The sequence below is a fragment of the Falsirhodobacter halotolerans genome, from assembly GCF_022899245.1.
Taxonomy (GTDB): Bacteria; Pseudomonadota; Alphaproteobacteria; order Rhodobacterales; family Rhodobacteraceae; genus Falsirhodobacter; species Falsirhodobacter halotolerans.
In genome coordinates, this window is the sequence record NZ_JALJAZ010000001.1 from 695,752 (window position 1) to 707,396 (window position 11,645).

Annotated in this window: 9 protein-coding genes; 4 read left to right on the forward strand and 5 right to left on the reverse strand. The window is 65.0% G+C overall.

What is annotated here, in order from left to right:
• Position 1: 1 nt before the first annotated feature.
• The 3 genes from betC to ettA all read right to left on the reverse strand — a co-directional run bounded on the left by betC (position 2) and on the right by ettA (position 3,655).
• Entirely contained in the window at positions 2-1,498 is a 1,497-nt protein-coding gene (gene betC, locus MU449_RS03755) for a choline-sulfatase (RefSeq protein ID WP_244736671.1), read from the reverse strand.
• Between the two features lie 97 nt (positions 1,499-1,595).
• Positions 1,596-1,802: a cold-shock protein gene (locus tag MU449_RS03760; protein WP_244736672.1), complete on the reverse strand. Its 207-nt coding sequence runs from the start codon at positions 1,800-1,802 to the stop codon at positions 1,596-1,598.
• A gap of 197 nt (positions 1,803-1,999) precedes the next feature.
• On the reverse strand, positions 2,000-3,655 hold the full coding sequence (gene ettA / locus MU449_RS03765; protein ID WP_244736673.1) for an energy-dependent translational throttle protein EttA: 1,656 nt from the start codon (positions 3,653-3,655) through the stop codon (positions 2,000-2,002).
• A 136-nt stretch (positions 3,656-3,791) separates the two neighbouring features.
• On the opposite strand from ettA, the gene MU449_RS03770 reads away from it, so the two are divergent.
• A complete protein-coding gene (locus MU449_RS03770; protein WP_244738961.1) occupies positions 3,792-4,349 on the forward strand; it encodes a nicotinate-nucleotide adenylyltransferase in 558 nt (185 codons plus the stop codon).
• Between the two features lie 15 nt (positions 4,350-4,364).
• Complete coding sequence (dacB, locus tag MU449_RS03775) at positions 4,365-5,795, forward strand: D-alanyl-D-alanine carboxypeptidase/D-alanyl-D-alanine endopeptidase (RefSeq protein ID WP_244736674.1); 1,431 nt, start codon at positions 4,365-4,367, stop codon at positions 5,793-5,795.
• A gap of 111 nt (positions 5,796-5,906) precedes the next feature.
• On the opposite strand, the gene MU449_RS03780 is transcribed toward dacB, so the two are convergent.
• The gene (locus MU449_RS03780) at positions 5,907-6,278 is read right to left on the reverse strand and encodes a tellurite resistance TerB family protein (RefSeq protein WP_280517694.1); all 372 of its coding nucleotides are present in this window, start codon (positions 6,276-6,278) and stop codon (positions 5,907-5,909) included.
• 161 nt (positions 6,279-6,439) lie between these two features.
• On the opposite strand from MU449_RS03780, the gene MU449_RS03785 reads away from it, so the two are divergent.
• Together MU449_RS03785 and MU449_RS03790 are read left to right on the forward strand one after the other, a co-directional pair.
• Positions 6,440-8,017 (forward strand): lysine--tRNA ligase, encoded by a 1,578-nt coding sequence (locus MU449_RS03785; RefSeq protein WP_244736676.1) that lies wholly within the window; start codon positions 6,440-6,442, stop codon positions 8,015-8,017.
• Between the two features lie 87 nt (positions 8,018-8,104).
• Entirely contained in the window at positions 8,105-10,390 is a 2,286-nt protein-coding gene (locus MU449_RS03790; protein WP_244736677.1) for a glycoside hydrolase family 55 protein, read from the forward strand.
• Here the strand turns inward: MU449_RS03790 and guaD are convergent.
• Positions 10,357-11,643, reverse strand: a complete 1,287-nt coding sequence (guaD, locus tag MU449_RS03795; RefSeq protein ID WP_244736678.1) for a guanine deaminase — start codon at positions 11,641-11,643, stop codon at positions 10,357-10,359. The two genes, MU449_RS03790 and guaD, sit on opposite strands and share 34 nt — an antisense overlap.
• Between the last annotated feature and the right edge of the window lie 2 nt (positions 11,644-11,645).

Consider the following 11,645-nt stretch of genomic DNA (forward strand, 5'->3'; position numbering starts at 1 on the left):
GTCATTCGCCGCGCGGGAAGCGCTTCGATTCCTCCAGGATGTTCAGGTCCATGTGATTGCGCATGTAGCGTTCGGACGCCTTTTTCAGGGGCTGATAGTCCCAAGGGTAGTATCCGCCCTGACGCAGCGCCTCATAGACTATCCAGCGGCGGGCCTGGCTTTCGCGGACCTGCGCGTCGAACTGCGACAGGTTCCAGCGGGTGTCGGCCAGCGCGCGCAGGCGGGCGAGGGCGGGGGGATTGGCGGGGGCGAGGTTGTCCCGCTCCTCCGGGTCGGTGTCGAGGTTGTAGAGCTGGTCGGGATCGGCGGCGCAGCGGATGTATTTCCACGGTCCCTCGCGCAGGGCCACCAGCGGGGCGATGCTGCCTTCGGCCGCGTATTCCATCGGGACGGGATCGCGCGGGATGCCCGAGGCGACCGGGCGCAGGCTGGTCCCGTCGGTCCAGGGCATCACCCCCTCCATCGAGATGCCCGCCAGATCGCAGAGCGTGGGCGTCACGTCGATGGTGGAGACGGGGGTGTCGATGCGCCCCGCCGCCACGCCGGGGGCGGCGATCATCAGGGGAACGCGGGCGGAGCCTTCGAAGAAGTTCATCTTGAACCACAGGCCCCGGTCGCCCAGCATGTCGCCGTGATCCGAGGTGAAAAGGATGATCGCGTCCTGCCGCGTCGCCTCCAGCACCGTCAGAATCTCACCGATCTTGTCGTCGACATAGGAGATGTTGGCGAAATAGCCGCGGCGGGCGCGTCGGATCATGTCATCCGTCAGGGGCGTGGCATCGGAGTCGCAGGCATCCCACAGGCGTTGGGAATGCGGGTCCATGTCGTCATAGGAGAGGGCGGCGGGCGGTTCGGTTTCCGCGCAGCCCTCATACAGATCCCAGTATTTGCGCCGGGCGACATAGGGGTCATGGGGGTGGGTGAAGCTGACCGTGAGGCACCAGGGGCGATCATCGGCCCCGCGCGACAGGTCATAGAGCTTCTGCGTCGCCTGATGGGCCACGTCGTCGTCATATTCGTATTGGTTGGTGATTTCGGCCACGCCCGCGCCGGTGACGGAGCCGAGATTGTGATACCACCAGTCGATCCGTTCGCCCGGTTTGCGGTAATCCGGGGTCCAGCCGAAATCGGCGGGGTAGATGTCGGTGGTCAGCCGTTCCTCTAACCCGTGCATCTGGTCGGGGCCGACGAAATGCATCTTGCCCGAGAGGCTGGTCTGATAGCCCGCACGGCGCAGGTGGTGGGCATAGGTGGGAATGTCGGACTGAAATTCCGCCGCGTTGTCATAGACGCGGGTGCGCGAGGGCAATTGGCCCGACATGAAGCTGGCGCGGGCCGGGGCGCAGAGCGGCGAGCCCGTGTAGGTTTGGGTGAACCGGACCGAGCGTTCGGCCAGACGTTTCAGGTTGGGTGCATGCAGGAATGGGGCGGGCCCGTCGGGAAAGAAGGTTCCGTTCAACTGATCGACCATCAGGATGAGGATGTTCGGGCGGGTCATGCGGGCCTCCTGTCTTGCGGGCCCTGTCTGTCACGGACGGGGGCAAAGGAAAAGGGCGACCCGAGGGCCGCCCTTTGTCGCTTCGATCTGACCGAAATCAATCGACTTGGATGTCGATCGCGGATTCGCGGCCGTCACGGCCGGACTGGATTTCGAACGTCACGGCCTGACCATCGGCCAGCGAGCGGATGCCCGCACGTTCCAGGGCGGTGATGTGGACGAACACGTCCTTGTTCGAGCCTTCCGGCGCGATGAAGCCGTAGCCTTTGGTGGTGTTGAACCATTTCACGGTGCCTTTGGCCATCGTGAGTTCTCCTGATCTTGACCGTCCGCAGGATGCGACGGCGTGGCTAAGTCAGAGCAAGATCGAGTCGCTGTGGCCGTGAAGGACAGATCGATAAAGAATAACGTCGCGGAAAGAATCGTAGCATAAAAAGTGATTCACGCAAGGGCCGCGTGATCCGCGCGGGCAAGGGGGCGAAATGTCCGCCCCCGCCGGTATCAGCGGGTGAACTTCTTGTGCTTCACACGCTTGGGGTTGGCCGCGTCGGGACCGAGGCGGCGGATCTTGTCCTTCTCGTAATCCTCGAAGTTGCCTTCGAAGAATTCGACATGGGCATCGCCTTCGAAGGCGAGGATGTGCGTGCACAGACGGTCGAGGAAGAAGCGGTCGTGGCTGATGATGACCGCGCAGCCGGCGAAATTCTCGATCGCGGCTTCCAGCGCCTGCAGCGTTTCCACGTCCAGATCGTTGGTCGGTTCGTCCAGCAGCAGGACGTTGCCGCCCGATTTCAAGAGCTTTGCCAGATGGACGCGGTTGCGTTCCCCGCCCGACAGCAGGCCCACCTTCTTCTGCTGGTCGGTGCCCTTGAAGTTGAACGAGCCGACATAGTTGCGGCTGTTGATCTGCGCATCGCCCAGTTCGATGATCTCGGCCCCGCCGGAAATTTCCTCCCAGACATTGGCTTCGGGGTTCAGGCTGTCGCGCGACTGGTCCACGAAGGCCAGCTTGACCGTGTCACCCAGCGAGACGGTGCCGGTATCGGGCTGTTCCTGCCCCACCAGCATCTTGAACAGGGTGGATTTGCCCGCGCCGTTCGGGCCGATCACGCCGATGATGCCGCCCGGCGGCAGGGTGAACGAGAGGTTCTCGATCAGTTGCTTGTCGCCCATTGCCTTGGACATGCCCTCGACCTCGATCACCTTGTTGCCAAGGCGCGGGCCGTGGGGGATGACGATCTGGGCGCGGCCGACCAGTTCCTTGACGGATTCGTCGGCCATCTTGTTGTAGGCCGAGATACGGGCCTTGGACTTCGCCTGACGTGCCTTTGCCCCGGCGCGGATCCATTCGAGTTCCTTTTCCAGCACTTTCTGCTTGGACTTGTCCTCGCGGGCCTCCTGCTCCAGCCGTTTGGCCTTCGCCTCCAGCCAGGAGGAGTAGTTGCCTTCGTGCGGCAGGCCGCGGCCGCGTTCCAGTTCCAGGATCCACGAGGTGATGTCGTCGAGGAAGTAGCGGTCGTGGGTGACCGTCAGGATGGTGCCCTTGTATTCGATCAGGTGCTTTTGCAGCCAGGCGATCGTTTCGGCGTCAAGGTGGTTGGTCGGTTCGTCCAGAAGCAGCATGTCCGGCTCTTCCAGAAGCAGCTTGCACAGGGCGACGCGGCGGCGTTCCCCGCCCGACAGGGTGGAGACGTCGGCGTCATCGGGCGGGCAGCGCAGGGCCTCCATCGCGATGTCGACGGTGTTGTCCAGTTCCCACAGGTTCTGGGCGTCGATCTGGTCCTGAAGGGTGGCCATCTCCTCGGCGGTTTCGTCCGAGTAGTTCATGGCGAGTTCGTTGTAACGTTCCAGGATCGCGCGTTTGCCGGCCACGCCTTCCATGACGTTGCCGCGCACGTCGAGGGATTCGTCGAGCTGCGGTTCCTGCGGCAGGTAGCCCACGCGGGCGTCCTTGGCGGCCCAGGCTTCGCCCTGGAAGTCCTTGTCGAGGCCGGCCATGACCTTCAGCAGCGTCGATTTACCGGCGCCGTTGACGCCGACGACGCCGATCTTGACGCCGGGCAGGAAGTTCAGGCGGATGTTCTCGAACACTTTCTTGCCGCCGGGATAGGTCTTGGAGACGCCATCCATGTGATAGACGTATTGATACGAGGCCACGGGGATGCTCCGTCGGTTAAGGGATTTTGGGGCCCTTGTAGCGATATCGCTGGACAAGGGCAATGAAGGGGTGGTTTGCAGAGGTCCGCACATTCCGGGGGGTGACGTGCAGGGCTGGCCAATCGCGACACGGGGCATGGTGATCGGGCTTCTGGGGGGATCGTTCGATCCCGCCCATGCGGGGCATGTGCATATCACGCGGCAGGCGATACGGCGGTTCGGGCTGGATCGGGTGTGGTGGCTGGTGTCGCCCGGCAACCCGCTGAAGGCGCGGGGACCGCGTCCCATGCCCGAACGGTTGGCCCATGCGCGGTGCGTGATGGACGACCCGCGCGTGGAGGTGACGGACCTTGAGGCGCGGCTGGGCACGCGGCACACGGCCGACACGCTGCGCGCGCTGATGCGACGCTATCCGGGGGTGACCTTCGTGTGGTTGATGGGGGCGGACAATCTGGCGCAGTTGCATCGTTGGGATGATTGGCGTTGGATCATGACCCATGTGCGGGTCGGGGTTCTGGCGCGGCCCGGCTGGGGAGTGCGGGGACGCGCGGGGCCCGCGGCGCGAAGTTTTGCCGGGGCGCAGGTGGGTGCCCGGGCGTTGGTGGGGGCGAATGTGCCCGCCTGGGCCTTTGCCGATTTGCCGATGAGCGGGGATTCGTCCACCGCCATTCGGGCGCGGGGGGATTGGGGATAGATGCAGGAGCGCAGGATGATGATTTCCAGACGGATTATGATGGGCGGGCTGGCCGCGTTGACGGCGGTTCCGGGATGCGCGGGGGCGCCCGAAAGCTCCATCCGTCCGCCGGTGCGGATCGGAAGCTCGGGCGCGTCGGATGCGCTGGTGGCGCGGGCGGGGTTGTCGGGCGAGGTGGCCTATGCCGTGGCGGATAGCCGCGGGACGCTGATCGAGGGGCGGGATGCCGCGCTGCCGCCGGCCTCGACCGCGAAGGCGATGACCGCGCTTTACGCGCTGGACCGGCTGGGGGCGGGGCACCGGTTCCAGACGTTGGTCATGGCCTCCGGCCCGGTGTCGGGCGGTGTGGTGCAGGGGGATCTGTGGCTGGTCGGCGGGGGCGATCCGTCGCTGGACACGGACGGGTTGGCCGCGATGGCGGCGGATCTGGCTGCGCGCGGGGTGCGGGGCGTGACGGGGCGATTCTATGCCTATGGCGGCGCGTTGCCCCTGATCGACCGGATTGACGCCGGTCAGCCGGTCCATGCCAATTACAATGCCACGGTGTCGGGGCTGAACCTGAACTTCAACCGGGTGTATTTCTCATGGGGGGCCGGGGGGGGCGGGGCGTCGCTGGATGCGCGGTCGGGGCGGGTGGTTCCGCCTGTGACGATGGCGCGCGTGCGGGTCGTGGGGCGAAGCTCGCCCGTCTACACCTATAGCGGTGGGGCGGGGGTGGACAATTGGACCGTCGCATCCTCTGCAGTGGGGCGCGGGGGGAACCGGTGGTTGCCCGTGCGCCAGCCCGACGCCTATACCGCCGAGGTGTTCCGCTGGTTGGCCGCCGCACGGGGGGTGAGCCTGCCCGAGCCGGTGGTCACCCGCAGCGCGCCGCAGGGGGCGGTTCTGGCAACGCGGGCGAGTGTGCCGCTGACCGAGATTCTGCGCGACATGCTGAAGTTTTCCAACAACATGACGGCGGAGGCGGTGGGGCTTTCGGCCTCACGCCAAGGATCGCTGGCGGCATCTGGGGCGGCGATGAGCGCCTGGCTGGCCGCGAAATATGGGGCGCGGATGGATCTGCGCGACCATTCGGGACTTAGCGGTGCGTCGCGCGTGGCGCCGTCGCAGATGGTGGCGGCGCTGGCGCGGGCGCAAGGCGATGCCACGGGGCGGTATCTGCGTGGGCTGTTGAAGGACGAAGGTCTGTTCGACGCGGCAGGTGTGGAGCGGTTGTCGGACCGCGTGCGGATCAAGGCCAAGACCGGGACGCTGAACTTCACCTCGGCGCTGGCGGGATATGTCGAGGCGGGCGGGACAGAGCGGGTGTTCGCGATCATTGCGGCGGACCTTCCCCGCCGCGCGGCACTGGCGGCGGACGAGGAGGCGCGCCCGGTGGGCGGGGCCGCCTGGACGCGGGGGGCGCGGATATTGCAGAGCCGGTTGATCGAGAATTGGGTGGGGTAGGCTGCCTTGGAATGATGGCAGTTCATCCTGACGGGCGTACGAAGATCGGCGAGCGCCTGCCATGCCGGAATGCCGGTCGCTCGCTCTAGTTGGGACGGATGGCGGGTCGCCTTACCCCGCCATATGCCGCGCCCGTGCGCCGCGTTCGATGGCGGCGGCGTGGAGGCGGTCTAGGCGGAGTTCTTCGCGGATTTCCTCGAGAAGGCGGAGTTCGGATTGGTAGAGGTGGCCGTCCGCCGCTGCCACGTCGCAGGCGAGGGCATAGGCGGTTTCGTACATGTGTTCGGCCACCGCCACGCGGATGAGGGCGAGGAGGGCGTCGAGGCCTTCCTCTTCGCGGAAAAGATCGTAGACGATATTGGCCACGCGTGGAATCCGGTCAAGGTCGTAATCGGCGAAGACCGGTAGGTGGTTGACGATCTGGTTGATCGCGACGAGTTCGGACACCTCCGCCCGACCATGGGAGGCGGAGATGGCGATCATGACCGCCACGAGGGCGTCGGGTTGGGTGAGGGAGGGAATGCTGTCTTCCACGGGGAGCGTCCTTCTTTTGGCCCTAGATTATTGACCTGAGGGCGTGTGGGCAATAGACCCCGCGGGGTGCGGCGGCATGGGGCCGCCGGTTCGATTTCGGGGAAATGCCCATGTCCGCCCTTCGCGATGCTGCGATGACCTCCAAAGCCTGGCCTTTCGAAGAGGCGCGCAAGATCTTGAAACGGGTGGGCGAAAAGGGGCCGGAGAAGGGCCATGTCCTGTTCGAGACCGGCTATGGCCCCAGCGGGTTGCCGCATATCGGCACATTCGGGGAGGTCGCGCGGACGACGATGATCCGGCGGGCGTTCGAGATCATTTCGGACATTCCGACGCGGTTGGTATGTTTTTCCGACGATCTGGACGGGATGCGGAAGGTGCCGGATAATGTGCCGGAGCAGGAGATGCTGCGCGAGAACCTGCAGCGGCCGCTGACCTCGGTGCCCGATCCGTTCGGGACGCATGACAGTTTCGGGGATCACAACAACGCCATGTTGCGGCGGTTTCTGAACACGTTCGGGTTCGATTACGAATTCATCTCGGCCACCGAATTCTATCGCTCGGGGCAGTTCGACGAGGTGTTGCTGCGGGCCTGCGCGCGGTATGACGACGTGATGAAGGTGATGCTGGCGAGTTTGCGCGAGGAGCGGCAGCAGAGTTATTCGATCTTTCTGCCGATTTCGCCGACCTCGGGGCGGGTGCTGTATGTGCCGTTGAAAGCGGTGAACGCCGAGGCGGGGACGATCACGTTCGACGACGAGAACGGGGTGGAGACGACGCTGCCGGTGACGGGCGGCAATGTGAAATTGCAATGGAAGCCCGATTTCGGCGCGCGCTGGGCGGCGCTGGACGTGGATTTCGAGATGTATGGCAAGGACCATTCCACCAATACGCCGATCTATGACCGGATTTGTGAGATTTTGGGTGGGAAGAAGCCGGAGCATTTCACCTATGAATTGTTCCTGGATGAGAACGGCGAGAAGATTTCCAAGTCGAAAGGCAACGGGCTGACGATCGATGAATGGTTGACCTACGCCTCCACCGAGTCGTTGGCCTATTTCATGTATCTGAAGCCGAAGACGGCGAAGCGGATGCATTTCGACGTCATTCCGAAGGCGGTGGACGAGTATCACCAGCAGTTGCGCGCCTATGCCACGCAGGACGATGCCAAGCGGGTCGATAATCCGGTGTTCCACATCCACAACGGAAACCCGCCCGAATCGAAGATGGTGGTGCCGTTTGCGATGCTGCTGAACCTTGCGTCGGTGTCGGCGGCGAAGGACAAGGCCGGGTTGTGGGGGTTCATCCGTCGCTATGCGCCCGACGCGTCGCCCGAGGGGAATCCCGATCTGGATGCGGCGGCGGGGTTTGCCGTGCGGTATTTCAACGATTTCGTGGCGCCGACGCGGCAATTCCGTTTGCCGACCGATCAGGAGCAGGGGGCGATGGAGGATCTTCTGGGCCGTTTGAAGGTCTGGGACGGGGGGCTGGACGCGGAGGCGTTGCAGACGATGGTCTTTGCCGTGGGCAAGGAACATGGGTTCGAGCCGCTGCGCGATTGGTTCAAGGCGCTGTATGAGGTGCTTCTGGGGGCTTCGGAAGGACCGCGGTTCGGCGGGTTCGTCGCGCTTTATGGTGTGGATGAGACGGTGGCGCTGATCGAAGCGGCGCTGCGCGGCGAGTTGGCGTGATGTTGCGCCCCCTCCGCACGGTGGCCTGAGGGGGCGTTAAACCGCCAAAGTTAATCCTGCCCGCAACCTAGCGAGGCGAGGATACCCATGAACAAGGCGATTACCGAGGGTCTGGTGCTGATGCCGCCGGCCTTTTCCGAAGGGCTGAACCTGTGGTCGCGCGAGGATGGGCGACCGGGGCAGGGCAGTTATGCCGGGCAGTCGAACGCCGCCTTCGTGCCCGCCGATCAGGATTTCGACGGCTGCATGGAGCTGGTGAAGCAGAATTCGGTTCAGAAGGTGCGGTGTTTCCAGCAGGTTCCGATGCAGCCGGGCCTGTATCTGCGGGTGACCGCGCGGGTGAAATGCGTGGCGGGGGCCTTTCCGTCGGTGCGGATTGCGGCCTGGGCCGGGAACACGTCCGGGCAGGCGGTGGATGTGCCGGTGACGGCGCGGTCGGTGGCGCTGAACCGTTATGGGGAGGTGGTGGAGGTGTCGGCCATCATCGGATCGGGCCGGCGCACGGGTGTGGACATGGTGTGGGGGACGGTGCCCGCCTATGGCCATTTCGGGCTGGATCTGACGGGGTCCAATGGCGGGGTGGTTCGGATCGACGACATCGTCATCGAGGATGTCACCTCGTTTTTTCAGCGCGACATGATGGATATCGTGGATGTGCGCGATTACGGCGCGGTGGGTGATGGGAAGGCTGACGATGCGGCGGCGTTCGTGGCGGCGGACCGCGCGGCCGGGGATCGGCGGGTGTTCGTGTCGGCGGGCACGTATCGCATCGGGTCGAACCTGACGTTGAATTCGCGCGTGCAGTTCGAGGGCCGCCTGACGATGGCCGAGAATGTGCGCCTGTCCTGCACGCGCAACTTTGATCTGGACACCTATACGGCGGCGTTCGGCGATCCCTATAAGGGGTTTCGCAAGGCGCTGCAGGCGTTGTTCTATTACACGGGGCATGTGACGCTGGATCTGTCGGGGCGCCGTGTGGACGTGCCGGAGCCGATAGATGTGGCGGGTTTGGCCGGGATGACGCAGTTCGAGCAGCGCCGGGTTCTGACCAACGGGCAGCTGAACGCCGTCGAGGGGCCCGCGTGGCAGACGGCGGTGGTGCGGTCGGTCGCGACCTTTACGCCGTCGCAGCCGATGCGGCTGACCAATGTGGCGAATGCGGCCAGCATCGCCGTGGGGTCGCGCGTGTCGGGGGCCGGGATCGGGCGCGAGGTTTACGTGCGCGGTGTGGATGCGGGGTCGGGGACGCTGGAGCTGTCGGTTCCGCCGGGCAGCCTTGCGGGGACGCGGACGCTGACCTTCGAGCGGTATCAGTATGTGCTGGACTTCTCAGGGTTCTCCAAGAACTCGAAGTTCGAGATCACGGATGTGGAGGTGCAGTGCAACGGGTTTGCCAGCGCCGTCATGCTGCCCATCACCGGAAGCGTGTTCCGCATGGCGCAGAGCGTGATCAACCGGCCCAAGGATCGCGGCATCACCTCCATCGGGTTGGCCTGTCAGGGCCTGATCATCGACGAGACGCAATTTCTGTCGAACGAGCAGGATGTGAAGGTTCCGGCACGCACGACCATCGCGTTGAACGTGAATGCCAACGACGCGAAGTTGCGCGACAACCGCATCGTCCGGTTTGCCCATTTCGGTGTGGTCAAGGGATCGGGGCACATGTTCATCGGCAACCACTTCTTTCACGGGGACGATGAGGAGGTGGGGGTGCGCCGGGCCGGTCTGGTTCTGACGGAGATCAACGCCAAGACGCTGTTCACGGGAAACTATGTCGACAACTGTTTCATCGAGTGGACGAACGAGCATGATGCGAACCCGAAATTCGAGAGCCAGTTTTCGTTCGGCGGGCTGACGATCACCGGCAACGTCTTCATGGCGTCGGGGACGGGGACGTTCTTTCGATGGTTGGTGGTGACGCCGCGGGGGCCGGGCCATTTCATCAACGGGCTGAGTGTGATGGGCAATGCGTTCCGCACCGTCAATTGCGAGGTGGGGCGCGTGGAGATGGTCGACACCTCCTATGCCGAGCTGGATCATGGGCGGATGCGGAACACGATGTTCGAATCGAACACGTTCAACGGGGTGATCCAGAGCACGTTCAGCCCCGTTACGGTGCGCCATGCGCAGAACACGGCGGCGAACACCTGGGTGGTCAATGCGGGGGCCTTCCTGCCCTTCGGGGCGCGGGCGCGCAACGTGTCCGCCGTGGTGGCGGAGGGGCCGATCACCAATGCGGGCGGCGGTGTGCAGATCCCGGCACCTTGGATCGAGGTGGAGAAGGGCAGCGACCGCAACCTTGTTCACCTGCGTTGGATGAACGACGTGAAGGGGGTGGTTCAGGTGACGGTGCGGGGGGACAATCCGACCTGACGCCCATTGGTCCAGACCGCGCGTATGGCACGGTCGTCGCCCATCATGATCGTCGGGAAGGCGGCCTGCCAGATGTCGGAGGCGTGGCCGTGGGCCTGGGCGATGGCGGGGGTGGAGGAGAGGTTCACGACCACAAGGTCGGCCTCCATCCCCGGGGCGATGTTGCCGATCTGATGGCCCGCCCGCAGGGTTTCGGCGGGGCCGCCGGTGGCGAGCCACCACAAGGCCGAGGGGTGGAGGGGGTCGCCGCGAAGCTGTCCGATCTCATACGCGGCGGCCATGGTGCGAAGCATGGAGAAGCTGGACCCGCCGCCGGTGTCGGTGGCGAGACCCACGCGGAGACCCTGACGGGCAAGCGTCATGTCGAAGAGGCCGGAGCCGATGAAGGTGTTGGAGGTGGGGCAATGGGCGACGCCGGAGTTCGACTCGATCAGGCGGGCGCGTTCGCGGGGGGTGAGGTGGATGGCATGGCCGAAGACCGCGCCGGGGCCGATCAGGCCGAACCGTTCGTAGACATCGAGGTAATCGCGCGCATCGGGAAAGAGGGATTGGACCCAAGCCACCTCATCCGTCTGTTCGGAGAGGTGGGTTTGCATCAGGCAGTGGGGATGATCGCGCCAGACGGCCCCGAGGGCTTCGAGTTGGTCCGGTGTGGAGGTGGGCGCGAAGCGCGGGGTGATGACGCAGGACAGGCGGTCCACCCCGTGCCAGCGGTCGATCAGGTGCCGGGTGTCCCGATCGGCCGTTTCGGCCGTGTCGCGCAGGCCATCGGGGGCATTGCGGTCCATGGCGGTGCGCCCGGCCCAGACGCGCATGTTGCGGGTTTGGGCGGTGCGGAAGTAGGCATCGACGCTGTGGGGATGGATGGTGGCGTAGGTGCAGACGCTGGTCGTGCCGTGGGCGGTGACGAGATCGAGGTGGCGGTTGGCGATGGTGGTCGCATAGGCGGGGTCGGCGAGGCGCATCTCCTCGGGGAAGGTATAGCGGTTCAGCCAGTCGATCAGCCGTTTGCCCCAGCTTGCGATGATGGCGGTTTGCGGGAAATGGGCGTGGCAGTCGATGAATCCGGCCGAGATGAGATCGCTGCCGTAATCGGTGACGCGGGCGCGCGGATGGGCCGCGCGCAGGGTGGCGGCGGGTCCGACCGCGTGGATCAGGCCGTTGTCGATCGCCACCGCCTCGTGCACCTGAGCGGTGCCGCCACGCAACGGGCTGTCTGTGAAATGCACCACTTGGCCCAGCAGGATATCCATCT